This is a genomic window from Streptomyces sp. L2, from assembly GCF_004124325.1.
Lineage (GTDB): Bacteria > Actinomycetota > Actinomycetes > Streptomycetales > Streptomycetaceae > Streptomyces.
In genome coordinates, this window is record NZ_QBDT01000001.1 from 4,023,459 (window position 1) to 4,039,115 (window position 15,657).

General features: G+C 73.0%; 15 protein-coding genes, 1 tRNA gene and 1 other RNA gene. 16 read left to right on the forward strand and 1 reads right to left on the reverse strand.

The genetic code is table 11. The features are described 5' to 3' along the window. Positions 1-102 precede the first annotated feature (102 nt). From DBP14_RS17795 to DBP14_RS17850, 12 genes are all read left to right on the forward strand, one after another. Entirely contained in the window at positions 103-954 is an 852-nt protein-coding gene (locus DBP14_RS17795) for a sigma-70 family RNA polymerase sigma factor (protein ID WP_129308177.1), read from the forward strand. Further along, positions 951-1,772 carry a protein phosphatase 2C domain-containing protein gene (locus tag DBP14_RS17800; protein ID WP_129308178.1) on the forward strand — a complete coding sequence of 274 codons (822 nt, stop codon included), beginning with the start codon at positions 951-953 and terminating at the stop codon, positions 1,770-1,772. Before DBP14_RS17795 ends, DBP14_RS17800 begins: the two co-directional genes overlap by 4 nt. 187 nt (positions 1,773-1,959) lie before the next feature. Continuing rightward, positions 1,960-2,307 carry a hypothetical protein gene (locus DBP14_RS17805; RefSeq protein ID WP_129308179.1) on the forward strand — a complete coding sequence of 116 codons (348 nt, stop codon included), beginning with the start codon at positions 1,960-1,962 and terminating at the stop codon, positions 2,305-2,307. Between the two features lie 5 nt (positions 2,308-2,312). Next, a complete protein-coding gene (locus DBP14_RS17810) occupies positions 2,313-3,680 on the forward strand; it encodes an FtsK/SpoIIIE domain-containing protein (RefSeq protein WP_129308180.1) in 1,368 nt (455 codons plus the stop codon). An 84-nt stretch (positions 3,681-3,764) separates the two neighbouring features. Beyond that, the gene (locus DBP14_RS17815; protein ID WP_129308181.1) at positions 3,765-3,980 is read left to right on the forward strand and encodes a hypothetical protein; all 216 of its coding nucleotides are present in this window, start codon (positions 3,765-3,767) and stop codon (positions 3,978-3,980) included. Between the two features lie 24 nt (positions 3,981-4,004). Continuing rightward, positions 4,005-4,700, forward strand: a complete 696-nt coding sequence (locus tag DBP14_RS17820) for a DUF2637 domain-containing protein (RefSeq protein WP_129308182.1) — start codon at positions 4,005-4,007, stop codon at positions 4,698-4,700. Positions 4,701-4,713: 13 nt separating this feature from the next. After that, positions 4,714-4,893, forward strand: coding sequence for a mobile element transfer protein (locus DBP14_RS17825; RefSeq protein ID WP_129308183.1), 180 nt, complete (start codon positions 4,714-4,716; stop codon positions 4,891-4,893). Between the two features lie 15 nt (positions 4,894-4,908). Further along, positions 4,909-5,064, forward strand: a complete 156-nt coding sequence (locus tag DBP14_RS17830) for a hypothetical protein (RefSeq protein ID WP_129308184.1) — start codon at positions 4,909-4,911, stop codon at positions 5,062-5,064. 20 nt (positions 5,065-5,084) lie between these two features. Next, complete coding sequence (locus DBP14_RS17835) at positions 5,085-5,387, forward strand: SpdD-like protein (RefSeq protein ID WP_129308185.1); 303 nt, start codon at positions 5,085-5,087, stop codon at positions 5,385-5,387. A gap of 101 nt (positions 5,388-5,488) precedes the next feature. Next, on the forward strand, positions 5,489-6,868 hold the full coding sequence (locus DBP14_RS17840) for a replication initiator (protein WP_129308186.1): 1,380 nt from the start codon (positions 5,489-5,491) through the stop codon (positions 6,866-6,868). Continuing rightward, positions 6,868-7,107 (forward strand): excisionase family DNA-binding protein, encoded by a 240-nt coding sequence (locus DBP14_RS17845; RefSeq protein WP_129308187.1) that lies wholly within the window; start codon positions 6,868-6,870, stop codon positions 7,105-7,107. The genes DBP14_RS17840 and DBP14_RS17845 overlap by 1 nt, the downstream gene beginning before the upstream one ends. An 11-nt stretch (positions 7,108-7,118) precedes the next feature. After that, positions 7,119-8,369, forward strand: coding sequence for a site-specific integrase (locus DBP14_RS17850; protein WP_129308188.1), 1,251 nt, complete (start codon positions 7,119-7,121; stop codon positions 8,367-8,369). 79 nt (positions 8,370-8,448) lie between these two features. Here DBP14_RS17850 and DBP14_RS17855 read toward each other — a convergent pair. After that, a tRNA-Ser gene (locus tag DBP14_RS17855) sits at positions 8,449-8,536 on the reverse strand. Positions 8,537-8,608: 72 nt separating this feature from the next. Here DBP14_RS17855 and ffs point away from each other — a divergent pair. The 4 genes from ffs (at position 8,609) to DBP14_RS36905 (ending at position 15,614) form a co-directional block, all read left to right on the forward strand. Continuing rightward, an RNA gene (ffs, locus tag DBP14_RS17860) (signal recognition particle sRNA small type) lies at positions 8,609-8,707 on the forward strand. A 104-nt stretch (positions 8,708-8,811) separates the two neighbouring features. Next, complete coding sequence (locus DBP14_RS17865) at positions 8,812-11,154, forward strand: DNA polymerase III subunit gamma and tau (RefSeq protein ID WP_129308189.1); 2,343 nt, start codon at positions 8,812-8,814, stop codon at positions 11,152-11,154. Positions 11,155-11,932: 778 nt separating this feature from the next. After that, on the forward strand, positions 11,933-13,195 hold the full coding sequence (gene purD / locus DBP14_RS17870) for a phosphoribosylamine--glycine ligase (RefSeq protein ID WP_129308190.1): 1,263 nt from the start codon (positions 11,933-11,935) through the stop codon (positions 13,193-13,195). A gap of 265 nt (positions 13,196-13,460) precedes the next feature. Further along, entirely contained in the window at positions 13,461-15,614 is a 2,154-nt protein-coding gene (locus DBP14_RS36905) for a hypothetical protein (RefSeq protein WP_241740958.1), read from the forward strand. Positions 15,615-15,657 lie beyond the last annotated feature (43 nt).

Consider the following 15,657-nt stretch of genomic DNA (forward strand, 5'->3'; position numbering starts at 1 on the left):
CGGCGGTCCCGGTTCTATGTGATCGGCGTTCGTACGGGTCGGCGTCTGCCGCCCATTTCGTCTAGGGCCCTAGACTCCTGGTTACTGCTAGGAGGTGAGGTCATGTCGGACGAGCTCCAACGGATCATGGCAATCGATGATCCGTACCTGCTCCTGCGTAAGGTCACGACCCGGTTGGCCGAAGCGCAGCAGGAGGTGACCGAACTGGCTCGCCTCCGCCGTCGCGTGGTGCAGGACCTGCACGCGCAAGGGCTGTCGTACGCGCAGATCGCCGCAAAGGCCGGCCTCAGCCGCGGACGTATTCACCAGATCCGGCACACCGGCCCGGCGCCGGAAGGGGCCTTCCTCGGCCGGGGCGCGGTCACCGTCGCCACGCCGCTGCGGCGCGACGACGAACGCGGGCGGACAGTCGTCGCCGTGGACGACGTCAGTTCCGGCAAGCGGCTGGAGGACCTGGCGCGGTCGTACGGACTCGACGTCACCTCGGAACACGTGCCGGTCACCGGTGAGATAGACCTCAACCGGGACGGCCTGGTCGTCGTCTGCGGTCCGCGCATGTCTCAGGAGATGTGGGACACCTACGCGCAGGATCCGGTGCTGCACTGGGAGCGCGCGGGGGACGGGCCCTGGACGGTTGCGGACCGGAGGACCGGCATCGTCTACCGGTCGGGGCAGGACAGCGATCCGGTCCGGCCGTACGACGTCGGATACCTCGGCAGGCTGTCGCGCCCAGACGGCAAGGGTTCGCTGCTGGCCATCGCCGGTATCCACACGCAAGGTTCCCTCGGCGTGGTGCAGCTCCTCGCCAACGACCTCAACGCGCTGTGGGGACAGGTGGGCGACCATCGGTTCTCCACGCTGGTGGGCGTCGAGTACGACCCGGAGACCAGCGAACCGCAGGCCGTCGAACTGCTCTGCCCCCTGTACCGGCACGATGAAGAGACGTCGGCGTGAGGTTCGCCCTCGCCACGCTGCCCGCTGACCCCGGCCGGGAGAACGAAGACTTCACCGCTGTCTCTCCCGGCGCGGCCGTTCTCCTCGACGGCGCCGGCGTCGGCGGGGCCGAGACCGGGTGCACACATGGTGTCGCCTGGTTCTCCTCGACCCTGGGTGGCCTGCTGCTGCGCAGCATCACCGCGCACCCCGAGCGGCCGCTCGCCGATTGCCTGGCCGACTCGATCGGCCTCGTCCGGTCCCTGCACGAGGACAGTTGCGACCTGGTGTACCGGGCCAGTCCGAGCAGTACGGTCGTCGCCGCGCGGGTTGGCGCGGGAGCTCTGGAATACCTCGTCCTCGGTGACTCCTCGCTCGTCCTGGCCCATAGGGACGGCGGTGCGTCCGTCGTCACCGACCGGCGCCTGGACGAGGTCGGCAAGCGGCTTCGCGGGCCGGTCGACGCGCTGCCCACCGGCTCGCCCGAACACGCTGCAGCGCTCGCCGACTACCGGGATGCCCTGACCGGGCTCCGCAACCGGCCGGGCGGATTCTGGATCGCCGGCCCCGACCCACGAGCGGCCGAACACTCCCTGACAGGAACGGTGCCACTGGAATCGCTGGCGTCCGTGACGCTGCTGAGCGACGGCGCGACGCGACTCGTCGACCGCTTCGAACTCACCGACTGGCAAGAGGCGTTGGCGGTCCTCGGCTCCTCCGGGCCGGATGAGCTGATCCGCCGTGTGCGCGAAGCGGAGGACGGCGACCCCGACAGCCGGCGCTGGCCGCGCGGTAAAGCGCGCGACGACGCGACCGTCCTTCACTGGCTGCTGCCGTAGCGCGCTCGATGGGTCGCCTATAGGCGTTCTCGTATACCCCCCTAGACAGTTGACGGGCCGTCGGTTACTTTTGTCGTCGACCCCCCTAGACAGTTGGGGCGGGTCCCTCCCTGCACTGTCTAGGGGGGTATCCAGTTCGGATGGTGCCGAGCAACGACGGTGCCGACAATCCAGTGAGGTTCAGAAAATGCGTGTGATCCCCGTGGACACCTCGGCCGCGACGCTCCTCGTCACCAAGCTGCCCGAGGTCAAGGTGAGGGACCGGCAGACCGGTGAGGTCGCCGTGGACCCGGTGACCAACCAGCGGCTCATGGTGCTGGAGCTGGTGTTCATCGCGGACGGCGGCTCGGACATGATCAGGGTGACCGTGCCCGAACAGGGCATTGGTGAGGGCCTGGTCATGGGCGCGCCGGTCATCCTGTCCGGCCTGGTGGCCCGGCCCTGGGAGAGCGAGTTCGGTGGGCGTACCCGGCACGGCATCGCCTACCGGGCCGACGCTGTCATGGTCAACGCCCCGGCTGCGGCGCAGGGTTGATCACCATGGCCGACACCGTACGGGTACTGCTGCCCGCCCTGCTGGTCCTGGTCGCGCTGCTGGTGGTACGCCGCCGCATGCCGGTGGTCTTCTGGTGGCTGGTCGGGTATCCGGTCGTCGCGCTGCGGGTGCTCGTCTCGTACCGGGCGACGATGGACGCCTGTGGCCTGACGGTCCCGGCCTCGGCCGTCCGCCGGGCCACTGCCCGGATGTTCGGGCGGCAGGCGGCTCCCGTACCGCCTCGCCGCTCGTTTCCGCGGCCGACAGGGTCCGGTCTCGTGATGCGGCTGCGCATGGCGGCCGGACAGGCTCCCGAGGACTTCGCCGCATCGGCCGACCGGCTGCGGCATGCCTGGGGCGCTCACGCCGTGTACGTCCGTTCCACGAAGCCGGGGCGGCTCGAACTGCGGCTGGTCGGCTGGGACGTGCTCGCCGAGGTACGACCGGCCCGGCGACGGCTCGCGGCCGGTCCGCTCTGCCTGCCGCTGGCGCTGCGGGAGGACGGCGAGTGGCACGTGAGGGACTTCCGCACCGTGCCGCACGAACTGATCCTCGGCGCCACGCAGTCCGGCAAGTCCGTCTACCTGCGCAACCTGCTCTGCGGTCTGGCCCGTCAGCCGGTCGTCCTCGTCGGCATCGATTGCAAATGGGGTGTCGAACTGGCACCGTTCGCGCCCCGTCTGTCCGCACTCGCCGACAATCCGGACCGGGCGAACGAACTCCTCGACGCGCTGCTGGAGGAGATGGAGGCCAGGTTCCGCCTCATCGGTCTCCGCAGTGGGGCCGGTTCGGACGCCGTTCTTACCTCGGACGTGTGGGGGCTGCCGGAAGCGGTGCGGCCGGTGCCGGTCGTGGTCGTCGTCGACGAGGTCGCGGAACTCTTCCTCGCCGCGAGCAAGGACGACGAGAAACGGCGGGACGCCATGGTCACCAAGCTCATCCGGCTCGCCCAGCTCGGCCGCGCCGCCGGCATCTACCTGGAGGTGTGCGGACAGCGCTTCGGCTCCGAACTCGGCAAGGGCGCCACCATGCTGCGTGCTCAGCTGACCGGCCGCATCTGCCACCGCGTCAACGACGAGTCGTCGGCGAACATGGCGCTCGCCGACATCTCCCCCGAAGCCGCGCTGGCGGCCACCTCGATCCCCGCCGAACGGCCCGGCGTCGCCATCGTCGGCGACTCCTCCGGCGGCTGGTCCCGCGTCCGCTCGCCTCACCTCACGCTCGACGACGCGGCGGCCGTCTGCCGCGACACCGCCGCGCTGGTGCCGGAACTGCCCCGACTCGACGTCTTCCGGTCCGCCGTCGCCGTCGAATCGGCCGGGCCGTCCTCTTCCGTCGCTGCCGTGCCCACCGCTCGCCCGGTGACCGAGTAACGGCGCGCCTTCTCTCCACGGCCGGCGTGACCGCCTCGCGCCACGTCCCTACCCCTCCCATGCCTGAAACCGGAAGGAAAGCCCATGTCACGCCCCACCATTTCCGAGGTCAACGCGTTCCTCGCCGATCTGCAGACGTTCCGCGAGACCGGCGCCGGCCCCGCTGAGTACGCCGCGCTCATGGAGCGGAAGGCGGAGCTGCTGCAGCGCATTGCCGCCCACACATCCGGCGACGCCGACGCCGCCGAGGTGGCCCGCCTCGCCCGCGAGCGTGCCGACGCGCTCAAGTCCGCCCACTGATCGCACGAAAGGGAGCCCTGGCTGATGCGTGCCCACCTGGTCCGCGTGGACGCCGTGATCGTCCAGGCCGTCATCGCGGGTGCCCTGTCCTTCTCCCACCTGCACGACCTCGCCTCGGCGGCCGGACAGGGCGGCTGGAAGGCGTGGGCCTACCCCGTCAGCGTCGACCTGCTGCTGGTCGCCGCATGGCGCCGGATGCGCCAGTTGCAGCGAGCGGAGCAGGCGTCCGGGGGTCCGCGACTGTGGTTCCTGGTGGCCCTGGCCGCGTCGCTTGGCGCCAACGTCGCCACCGCCGGGCTTCTCGACCTCGACAACGTTCCCGCCTCACTCCGCGTCGTGGTCGCGGGCTGGCCCGCCGTCGCCTTCTTCGGCGGCACGCTCCTGGCCCACACCCCGCACAGTCAGGAAGCACCGGCGCCCCCGGCCTCGGACACGGAAGCGGGCACGAAGCCGGACCCGGTCGCCGTCGACGCACCCGACGGGGACGCGCTCCCGGCACCGTCCCCCGACCCCGAAACCGCCCCCGAGATCGCCGCCGACCCGGTCACCGCCCCGGCGCCCGTCCCCGCCGTCGCCCTGCCGCCCGCCCTCGTCGACCGCGTCCGGGCCCTGGCCGACGAACACCGCTCGACCACCGGCAGCCCCGCCGACCCCGACGCCGTACGCGCCCGGCTCGGCCTGCCTCCGTCCATGACCGCATCCGTCGCCGCTCACCTCTGAGAGGTGCACCGCCATGCACCGCCGCTTCCGCAACCTCCGCCGCATCGGCCCCGTGAACGTCGCCTCCTACCTCGACCGCGGCAAGCACCGCCACCTGGCCGCCTGCACCGCACCCCGTTGCGACTTCTCCGCCGAGTACGACTCCCGTGCCGCTGCCGAACTGGCCGCCCGTACCCACCGCTGCTCCGCCTGACAGGAGACCACCGCAATGAACGTCCCGCTCTGGCTCGCCCTGCTCTGCATCGGGGTCCTGGGAGTCAAGCTCATCCGCCCGCCCTGGTGGCTCATCGCCGTACTGCTCCTCGGCGGCTACCTCCTCGCCGACAGCCTGCTCGCTCCCGTCATCAACCCCCTCATCAAGTAACCCAGGAAGGAGACCCGCCCATGTTCCGGCCGAAGATCCCGACCATGCCCCAGCCGACTGGTCTGGTCACACCGCCCGCCGTCGTCCAGCCGACCACTGTCACCCCCTTCGCTCCGACTCCGCCGGCTCCTGCGGCTCCGGCTCCGTCTCGTCCGGCCGTCCAGCTCACCCCCGGCACCGCGCTCGCCCTCGTCGGCGGCGGCACCGCCGTGGTCCTGGCCGTCGGCGCCGTCCTGGTCTCCATGCTCCTGGCCGTCGCTGTCACCGCTACCTCCGTGAGTGTGTGCGCCGTCGTCGTCCGCTCCCTTCTCACCCGCCGCTGACTCCTCGCCTCCCCGCCGCCCGGCCTGCCCGCACTGTCTAGCCCCCTTGACGGGTGGGCCGGACGGCCCGAACTTCCGCACCTGTAAGGAGGAATCCGCACATGCACGCCCCGGCTCCCCTTGGAGCCATCCGCCACCTGACGGCCCTCGCCCGGTACAGCGACCTCAGCGACTACGCCCGGCAGATCCAGCGCCTGGGCGGCTGCGCGCAACCGGTACGGATGGAAGGCCACCGCCTCGACGTCCACGCAGCAACGGGTGAGATCGTCCGGGAGGTCGTCGACTCCGATCTTCCGGCCGGACAGCTCCTCATCCGCTGCAACAACCGCCGGGCCACCCGGTGCGCCGCCTGCGCCGAGGTCTACCGCAAAGACACCTTCCACCTGGTCACGGCCGGACTGAGCGGCGGCAAGGGCATCGGCCCCGCCGTCGCCGGGCACCCGCGCGTCTTCGCCACCTTCACCGCCCCCTCCTTCGGCCCCGTCCACAACCGGCCCTCCGGCGGGCGGTGCCGCTGCGGGAACTCCCACCCGGACGACGACCCCGCCTTCGGCACGCCGCTCCACCCGGACCGCTACGACTACCGCGCGGCTGTCCTGTGGAACGCGCACGCCGGCGCCCTCTGGGCCCGGTTCACCACTTACCTGCGCCAGCAGCTCGCCTCCCGGGCGGGCATCAGCCGATCCGCGCTGCGTGGCTGCCTCAAGGTCTCGTACGCCAAGGTCGCCGAGTACCAGCGGCGCGGCGCTGTCCACTTCCACGCCGTGATCCGCCTCGACGGCCCGGACGGCGCCGAGGACGCACCACCGGCCTGGGGCACGACAGAACTCCTCATCGACGCGATCCGCTCGGCGGCACGCCTCGCCGAGACCCCCGGCCCCGTCCTCGACGGCCGCCCGTACGCCTTCCGCTTCGGCGAACAGCTCGACATCCGCCCCATCCGCTCCGCCGACTTCGCGGGCACCTCAGAACTCTCCAGCCGGGCTGTAGCCGCCTACATCGCCAAGTACGCCACCAAGGGCGCCGAAACCGCTGGCACCCTCGACCGCCCCGTCCGCAACCCAATCACCGACCTGATCGGCTCCGGCGTCACTGACCACGCCCGGCAACTGATCCTCACCTGCTGGCACCTCGGCGCGCTCCCCGAACTCGAGGAACTGCGCCTGCGGAAGTGGGCCCACATGCTCGGCTTCCGCGGCCACTTCTCCACCAAGTCCCGCGCCTACTCCGTCACCCTCGGCGCCCTCAGCCAGGAACGCGCCGACCACAACGAAGCCCTCGCCCGCGAACGCGCGGCCGAAGCAGGCCACCCCCTGCCCGACCCGGACACCGTCCTCGTCCTCTCGCACTGGCGCTTCGCCGGAACGGGCTGGACGGACGCGGAACGCTTCATCGCCCACGGTGCCCCGTCACCCGACACCGTCCGGCCTTCCGCCCCTTCCGCCGTTCCTGTCCTCGACTCGATGGGAGACCTGACCTGATGACCACGCTGACAGCGGTTCGCCCGGCGGTCCTCGACGAGAACTTCACCGATCCCGCCTTGGTGCTGCTGACCGTCGAAGAGGCCGCGCGACGGCTCCGGATCGGTCGTACGACGTGCTTCCGGCTCGTCATGTCCGGCGAGATCGAGTCCGTGACCGTGGGACGGCTGCGGCGGGTTCCGGTCGACGCCCTCTGTGCGTACGTGGCGAAGCTGCGGCGCTCGGCCGCCGTCGCGTAAGGGGAGACGACGTGGCAGAGCAGAAGCGCACGCGCCAGCCCAACGGGGCCTCCTCGATCTACCTCGGCAACGACGGCAAGTGGCACGGCCGGGTGACGGTCGGCGTTCGCGACGACGGCAAGCCCGACCGCCGTCACATCGAGCGCAAGACCAAGGCTGAGGTGACCAGAGCCGTCCGCGAGATGGAGCGGGCGCGGGATGAGAAGAAGCTCAGGAAGGTCGGGCAGAGCTGGACTGTCAAGGCTTGGCTGGAGCACTGGGTCGAGAACATCGCCAAGCCGTACGTCTCCGAGAACACGTACGACGGGTACGAGGTCGACGTGCGCGTACACCTGGTGCCCGGCCTCGGTGCCCACAAGCTCGACCGCCTGGAGCCCGAGCACCTGGAGCGCTTCTACCGGAAGATGCAGGAGTCCGGGAGCTCCGCCGGCACCGCCCACCACGTCCACCGGACGATCCGGGTCGCCCTCGGTGAGGCGGTTCGGCGCGGACACGTCCCCACCAATGCGGCGGAGATCGCCAAGGCACCCCGGCTCGAAGAGGAGGACATCGAGCCGTACACGATCGAAGAGGTTCAGAGCCTGCTGGTCGAGGCTGCCAAGCTCCGGAACAGTGCGCGGTGGGTCGTCGCCCTTGCTCTCGGTCTGCGCCAAGGGGAAGCGCTCGGGCTGCATTGGGAGGACGTCGACCTCGACGCGGGATACGTCCGCATCCGCAAGAACCGGCTGCGTCCCAAGTACGCGCACGGCTGCGGTGCCGACCCGTGCGGGCGGAAGGCGGGCTACTGTCCCAAGCGGGAGCAGACCCGGCGTGAGCACAAGTCCACCAAGTCCCGGGCCGGACGGCGCACCATCGGCCTGCCCGATCCTCTGATCAAGATCCTGCGTCAGCACTGGGAAGCCCAGGAGCGGGAGCGGATCGCGGCCGGCGCCGACTGGGAGGGCAAGGGGTACGTCTTCGCCTCGCCGACAGGCGGGCCACTGAGTCCGAACACCGACTTCCACGTCTGGAAGCGCCTGCTTCGGGACGCCGGTGTCCGGGACGGCCGTCTGCACGACGCCCGCCACACCGCTGCGACGGTCCTCCTGATCCTGGGTGTCCCGGACGTCGTGATCGACTCGATCATGGGTTGGGAGCCCGGGGGAGCGGCCCGGATGCGGGCGCGGTACATGCATGTGACGGGAGTCATGCTCCGCAAGGTCGCCCAGCAGGTCGGTGACGCGCTCTGGACGCCTCCCGGCTCCGAGGAAAATTGCAACTGAGACGGAAACTGAGACGGACAACGTCGAAGGGCCCCACTGCGAACAGTGGGGCCCTTCGACATCGTGCCCGGTGAGGCACTGGCGGAGGATACGAGATTCGAACTCGTGAGGGGTTGCCCCCAACACGCTTTCCAAGCGTGCGCCCTAGGCCTCTAGGCGAATCCTCCGCCGGAAACATTACATGACCGAGGGGAGTGCTCGCGAACTCGTTCCCGCAGGCCCGGATCGGGTACTGTGGGCGCAGCCCCTCACGCGGCGCTATCTGACTGAACTCCCCCAGGGCCGGAAGGCAGCAAGGGTAGGTTGGCTCTGGCGGGTGCGTGGGGGGCGCTTGCGTTCGAGGGCATCGCCGACGGAGGCGGCCGGGGGCGTGCCGGGGTGGTCGGTCACGGGTGGGCTTCCGCGGGCCGGGTTGTCAGTGGGCGCCTATAACCTCGTAAGCGTGTCGTCTCTCGCGCTGTACCGCCGCTATCGCCCGGAGACCTTCGCGGAGGTCATCGGGCAGGAGCATGTCACCGACCCGCTGCAGCAGGCGCTGCGGAACAACCGGGTCAATCACGCGTACCTGTTCAGTGGTCCGCGCGGCTGCGGCAAGACGACCAGTGCCCGCATCCTGGCCCGCTGCCTGAACTGCGAGCAGGGGCCGACGCCGACGCCCTGCGGCGAGTGCCAGTCGTGCCGCGACCTCGCGCGCAACGGGCCGGGTTCCATCGACGTCATCGAGATCGACGCCGCGTCGCACGGAGGCGTGGACGACGCCCGTGACCTGCGCGAGAAGGCGTTCTTCGGGCCCGCCGGCAGCCGGTACAAGATCTACATCATCGACGAGGCCCACATGGTCACGTCGGCCGGCTTCAACGCCCTGCTCAAGGTCGTCGAGGAGCCGCCCGAGCACCTCAAGTTCATCTTCGCGACCACCGAACCCGAGAAGGTCATCGGGACCATCCGGTCGCGCACCCACCACTACCCCTTCCGCCTCGTCCCGCCCGGCACGCTCCGCGACTACCTCGCCGAGGTCTGCGGCCGGGAGGAGATCCCGGTCGAGGACGGCGTGCTGCCGCTCGTCGTGCGGGCCGGCGCCGGATCCGTGCGTGACTCCATGTCCGTCATGGACCAGTTGCTCGCGGGCGCCGGAGCGGAGGGTGTGACGTATGCCATGGCCACCTCCCTCCTCGGGTACACCGACGGCTCGCTCCTCGACTCCGTCGTCGAGTCCTTCGCCACCGGTGACGGAGCGGCCGCCTTCGAAGTCGTCGACCGGATCATCGAGGGCGGCAACGACCCCCGCCGCTTCGTCGCCGACCTGCTGGAGCGGCTGCGGGACCTGGTGATCCTCGCCGCGGTGCCGGACGCGGCCGACAAGGGACTCATCGACGCCCCCGCCGACGTCGTCGAGCGCATGCAGGCCCAGGCCGGCACCTTCGGCCCCGCCGAGCTGAGCCGCGCCGCCGACGTCGTCAACGACGGCCTCACCGAGATGCGCGGCGCCACCTCGCCCCGCCTCCAGCTCGAACTCATCTGCGCCCGCGTGCTGCTCCCCGCCGCCTACGGCGACGAGCGCTCCGTCATGGCCCGCCTCGACCGGCTCGAACGCGGCGTCAGCTTCTCGGCCGGCGGCGGCGCGCCCGCCATGGGGTACGTCCCCGGTCCCGACGCCCACCCTTACGCGAGCGGCTCCGACGCGTCGGCGGTCCAGGTCCCGCCGGGCGGCGGACCTGCGGCGGCGCGCGCGGCCGTACGCGCGTCGGGCGGGCCTGCGGGAGCTGCCGGGGCAGGTGCAGGTGCAGGTGCAGGTGTCGGGGCCGGTGCGGGCCCAGCGCCCGCCCCCGCGCCGGTCGCCGCCACGCCGGAAGCCCCTGCGGGCTTCGTCGCGACTACGGCCCCTGCCGCGCCCGTTCCTTCCGCGGCGCCCCCGGCCCAGGCGCCCGCCCCTGCCCCGGCCGCTGCCCCCGAGGCCCCGGCCCCCGCGGGTCCCGGCGCCTGGCCCGCGGCCGCCCCGGCCGGTGGCGGCCGACGGCCCGGCGGCTGGCCCACGCCGGCCGCGGCCGGTTCGCAGCCGGGTCAGGACACCGCCCAGCGGCCTCAGCAACAGCGGCAACCGCAACCACAAACGCAACAGCCGCAGCCGCAGCCCCAGCAGCAGGCACCGGCGCCCTCGGCGCCCGCCCCGGCCGGCGGGCTCGACCCCCGCATGCTCTGGCCGAACATCCTGGAGGCCGTCAAGAACCGCCGTCGGTTCACCTGGATCCTGCTCAGCCAGAACGCCCAGGTGACCGGCTTCGACGGCACCACACTCCAGCTCGGCTTCGTCAACGCCGGAGCCCGGGACAACTTCGCCAGCACCGGCAGCGAGGACGTGCTGCGGCAGGCGCTGGCCGAGCAGTTCAGCGTGCAGTGGAAGATCGAGGCGGTCATCGACCCCTCGGGCGGCTCCGCACCCCCGCCGCCCGGCGGCTCACCGGGCTACGGCGGCGGGGGCGCGGGCGGAGGCTATGGGAACGCCGGTCCCAGTGGTGGCTACGGCGGCTCCCCGGCCCCTCGCCCGGCAGCGCCGGCACCCCAGCCGGCCGCCCCCTCGCCCGCCCCCGCCCCCCAGGCCGGCGGCACCGGCTCCGCGGCCCCGGCCCCCTCGCCCGCCCCACGCCCCGCCCCCGCCCCGGTCGCCCCGGAGGACGACGTCCCCGAGGACGACGACCCGGACCTGGACGAGTCGGCCCTCTCCGGCCACGAACTGATCGTCCGCGAACTGGGCGCGACGGTGGTCGAGGAATTCACCAACGAGTAACCCGCCCGTCCCGACCCCGCCCGTCCCGATCCCGCCCGTCCCGATCCCGCCCGTCCCGACCCCGGCCGTCCCGACCCCGGCCGTCCCGGTCCCGGGCCGTTCCGACCCCGGGCCGTTCCGACCCCGGGCCGTTCCGACCCCGGGCCGTTCCGACCCCGGGCCGTTCCGACCCCGGGCCGTTCCGACCCCGGGCCGTTCCGACCCCGGCCGTTCCGGTCCCGGCCGTCCCGGTCCCGGGCCGTCCCCACCCCGGGCCGTTCCGACCCCGGCCGCCCGTCCATGCGCACCGCGACGCGGGGCTCCGGTCTGCGGCCCGTCCCGGGGCTCGGCGCGCGCTCTCGCCGACCGCGGGTGTCTTCGCCGGCTGCCCGGCATCGCGTAGCCCGGCGTGCCGGCGTCGGCAAGCGGCATCCGCCCCGGCCCCCAAGTCCCGCTCCGGCCCGTAACTCCCGCTCCGGTCCGTAACTCCCGCCCCGGCCCGTAACTCCCCTCCCGGGCCGGGGCTCCTGCCGCAGGTCGCTGCACCTGCGGCAGGAGCACAACCGCACGGGGGCCGCCCCACCCGCCATGCGCCGCGCACCCGTCTCCGGTGCGGGACTCCGGTGTGCGACCCGTCCCGTCCCGTAGTCCGGTACGGGCTCTCGTCGGAGGTGGCCGGAGGGGGCCCGCACGTCTCGCGGACGCCCCGGCGGACCCACCCGCATGCGGTGGCTCTCGTAGGAACGCACAGCCTGACCGGGGCCCAGGGTTCGGTGGGGTTGCCAGTAGGGTGAGGCGTGTGAAGGTCCTCGTCATCGGTACCGGCGCCCGCGAACACGCCCTCTGCCGCTCCCTGTCCCTCGACCCCGACGTCACCGCGCTGCACTGCGCCCCCGGCAACGCCGGCATCGCCGAGGTCGCCGAGCTGCACCGGGTCGACCCGCTCGACGGCGCCGCCGTGGCCGCGCTGGCCACCGGTCTCGGTGCCGAACTCGTCGTCGTAGGCCCGGAGGCGCCGTTGGTCGCCGGGGTGGCCGACGCCGTCCGCGAGGCGGGCATCCCCGTGTTCGGCCCCTCCAAGGAGGCCGCGCAGCTGGAGGGGTCCAAGGCCTTCGCCAAGGACGTCATGGCGGCGGCCGGCGTGCCGACCGCGCGGTCCTACGTGTGCACCACGGAAGCCGAGGCCGCCGAAGCCCTCGCCGCCTTCGGCGCGCCCTACGTCGTCAAGGACGACGGGCTGGCCGCCGGCAAGGGCGTCGTCGTCACCGACGACATCGACGCCGCCCAGGCGCACGCGGTCGGCTGCGACCGCGTCGTCATCGAGGAGTTCCTCGACGGCCCCGAGGTCTCCCTGTTCGCGATCACCGACGGCGAGACGGTCGTACCGCTCCAGCCCGCACAGGACTTCAAGCGCGCCCTGGACGGCGACGAGGGCCCCAACACCGGCGGCATGGGCGCGTACTCGCCGCTGCCCTGGGCCGACCCGAAGCTGGTCGACGAGGTGCTGCAGACCGTCCTGCAGCCGACCGTGGACGAGCTGCGGCGGCGCGGCACCCCCTTCTCCGGCCTCCTCTACGCCGGCCTCGCGATCACCTCGCGCGGTGTCCGGGTCATCGAGTTCAACGCCCGCTTCGGCGACCCGGAGACCCAGGTCGTGCTGGCCCGCCTGCGGACCCCGCTGGCCGGTGTCCTGCTCGCCGCGGCGAACGGCACCCTCGCCGACCTGGAGCCGCTGCGCTGGAGCGAGGACGCGGCCGTCACCGTGGTCGTCGCCTCGCACAACTACCCCGGCACCCCCCGCACCGGCGACCCGATCACCGGTCTCGCCGAGGTGGCCGCCGAGGACGCCCCGCACGCCTACGTCCTGCACGCCGGGACCCGGCAGGACGGCGACGCGGTCGTCAGCGCGGGCGGCCGGGTGCTGTCCGTCACGGCCGTCGGGGAGGACCTCGGCGCGGCCCGCGAGCGTGCCTACCGGGCGGTGGCCCGCATCGGCCTCGACGGCTCCCAGCACCGTACGGACATCGCCGCGAAGGCGGCCGGAGCGGCCGGAGCCCGCTGAGCCCCGCACCGTCTCCTCCTCAGGCCCCGGACGAAAATCCGGGGCCTGATCTTTGCTGTCCGTCATCCACCTCTAACCAAAGCCATTCCATCGAGTGAGCAATCGGCCATCCGGCTGACGGGGGACCGGGCCCCAACTATGGTGCGGCGCAAGCGGTCCGGCACTTGGCCCACCGGCATTGCGATGTCAGTGGCGGGTGCCACAGTGGGGGAGTGAGCAACGCCAGGACAGCACGGCATCGGCAGGGAGGGGGTGAGGTCGGCGCATGACCGGAATCGGTGTGGAGGTGGCCGCGCAGGCCGCGCGTTCCCGGGCCCTCGCGGTGCTGCGCGTGCGGGGCCGGGCGCTGGGCGTGGCCCTGCTGCCCGCGGCCGCCGCGGTGATCCTGCTGACCGGTGGTTCCACCGGTCACTTCGTGGGCCGGGGCTGGGACGTGGCCCGCTGGGTTGTGTGCGTGCTCGCCGTGCTGGTGCTGCTGGCCGCGGCCGGCATCGCCCTCGTCGTGGCCCGCGCCCGCCCGGCCGTGACGCCGACGGTCCCGGTCACCGAGAAGTCCGCCCCGGATCTCTACCGGATGGTGCGCGACCTCGCCGACCGCCTCGACGTGCCCGCGCCCTCGGCGATAGCGCTCACCCCGGACTGCGACAGCTGGCTGGAGGACCGTACGCATCCGTCGCACGGCCCGCCCGCGCAGACGGGGTACGACGAGTCGGCGGGCCCCGGTTCCCTGTCCGGCCCGCGGGGACGCGCCGCCCGGCGCACCCGGCAGCACGTAGCCGCTCCCGTCCTCGTCATCGGCTCCCCCTTCCTGTGGTGGATGCGCGTCGGAGAACTGCGCGCGGTCCTCGCCCCGGTCATCGCCGGTACGGCACCCTCCGCGCACCCCGACATAGCCGCCGCCCGGCGCTTCGTCCGGGGACTGGACGCCGCGGTGGCCGTCGCCGCCACCCCCGGCCGCTGCCCGCTGACCCGCGCGGTGTGCGCCACCCTCGGCGGGGTGGCCCGGCTGCTGCTGCGCGGATGCCGGGAGCACGCGGTGCTGATGGAGCGGGGCGTCGCGACCTCGGCGGCGGAGCGCGCCCAGGCCGTGGACTACGGCCTGCGGATCGTCGCCCAGGAGCAGGTCGGGCTGGCGTACGCGGGCTGGGACCGGCTGCTGACCAAGGTGGCGCTGCCCGCCTGGCGCATGGGCCGCTGGCCGTCCCGGCTGGACGCGGGCGTGGTCTCCGCGCTGACCGAGCTGGCCCGCCGGGACCGGCTGGCCGAGGGGTTCACCTCACGGCTCGGCGAGCGCCCGGCCTGCGATCTGCTGGAGGAGCCCGGCACGGTGGACGAGGCCGCGTCCCTGCTCGCCGCCCGGCTGTTCCACGGCGGCCCGGCGGAGCGCGGCCCGGACTGGGCGCCGGTGGACTGGGCGTCGTACCCGGAGGAGGTCGTGGACCGCACCTGGCGCGCGAACGCGGCCCGGCTGCACCGCGTCCTGGACTCCCTCGGCGTCCGCCCCACCCCCGATCCGGCCGCCCCCGACCCCGGCGGCCCCACCCTCTCCCGCGTCCTGGACCATCTCACAGAGCCGGCCCCGGCAGACGGCCCCGCTGACGGCAACACAGGCCGCAGCGGCCACGGCGACCACACCGGTCACATCGGTCACATTAACCCCATGGGCCCGGATCCCACCGAGTCCGGCCCGGCCGAGCCCCGCCCCACCGACCCCGGTCCCACCGATCCCGGCCCGACGGAGCCCGGTCGCACCGATCCCGGCCCGACGGAGCCTGGTCGCACCGATCCCGGCCCGACGGAGCCCGGTCGCACCGATCCCGGCCCGACGGAGCCCGATCCCGGCCCGACCGACCCCACTCCCGCCGCGCCGGCCCACCCCGACGGCCCCGTCGCCGCCGAAGACTTCGGCACCCTCGATGACCCCCACCACCCCCACCACCTCGACGACCCCGATCACCTCGGCGCCCTGGACGACCTCGAAGACCCCGCCGACCCCGGTACCGAGCGCAGTGCCGCCCTCGCCGCCGGGCTGACCGCCGCGCTGGCCCGGGAGGAGGCGGCGGCCGGGGCCGGGGCCGGCGTGCCGAGCGGGGCGGCGGCCATGACCGGGCAGGGCCCTGACAGCGCGCTCTGGGAGGACGGCGCGCTGCCGCTCTTCCCGCTGCAACCACCCCGCACCGCCCGCGAACTCCTCGCCGAGCACGTCACGGCGATGGTGTGCTGCGCCGCCGTGGACACCGCCGGCGCGGCCCCCGGCCTGGACTGGCTCGACGGCCCCTCCCTGCTGCTGGGCGGCGAGCGGGCCACCGACCTCGCGCCCAGAGTGCTCAGTCTGATCGAGGAGGGAGATCCGGGCCCCCTGCGCGACTGGCTGGCGGCGTCCGGCATACGCCCGGAGAAGCCCGTACGGTTGGTCTGACCTCGCAACACGGAACCGACACGGAACCGACGCCGCACCATGT

Excerpts from the sequence above, each read along its gene's own strand:
- DBP14_RS17795 (WP_129308177.1), top strand. The coding sequence starts at position 103 with ATGTCGGACGAGCTCCAACGGATCATGGCAATCGATGATCCGTACCTG.
- DBP14_RS17805 (WP_129308179.1), top strand. The coding sequence starts at position 1,960 with ATGCGTGTGATCCCCGTGGACACCTCGGCCGCGACGCTCCTCGTCACC.
- DBP14_RS17810 (WP_129308180.1), top strand. The coding sequence starts at position 2,313 with ATGGCCGACACCGTACGGGTACTGCTGCCCGCCCTGCTGGTCCTGGTC.
- DBP14_RS17815 (WP_129308181.1), top strand. The coding sequence starts at position 3,765 with ATGTCACGCCCCACCATTTCCGAGGTCAACGCGTTCCTCGCCGATCTG.
- DBP14_RS17820 (WP_129308182.1), top strand. The coding sequence starts at position 4,005 with ATGCGTGCCCACCTGGTCCGCGTGGACGCCGTGATCGTCCAGGCCGTC.
- DBP14_RS17825 (WP_129308183.1), top strand. The coding sequence starts at position 4,714 with ATGCACCGCCGCTTCCGCAACCTCCGCCGCATCGGCCCCGTGAACGTC.
- DBP14_RS17830 (WP_129308184.1), top strand. The coding sequence starts at position 4,909 with ATGAACGTCCCGCTCTGGCTCGCCCTGCTCTGCATCGGGGTCCTGGGA.
- DBP14_RS17835 (WP_129308185.1), top strand. The coding sequence starts at position 5,085 with ATGTTCCGGCCGAAGATCCCGACCATGCCCCAGCCGACTGGTCTGGTC.
- DBP14_RS17840 (WP_129308186.1), top strand. The coding sequence starts at position 5,489 with ATGCACGCCCCGGCTCCCCTTGGAGCCATCCGCCACCTGACGGCCCTC.
- DBP14_RS17845 (WP_129308187.1), top strand. The coding sequence starts at position 6,868 with ATGACCACGCTGACAGCGGTTCGCCCGGCGGTCCTCGACGAGAACTTC.
- DBP14_RS36905 (WP_241740958.1), top strand. The coding sequence starts at position 13,461 with ATGACCGGAATCGGTGTGGAGGTGGCCGCGCAGGCCGCGCGTTCCCGG.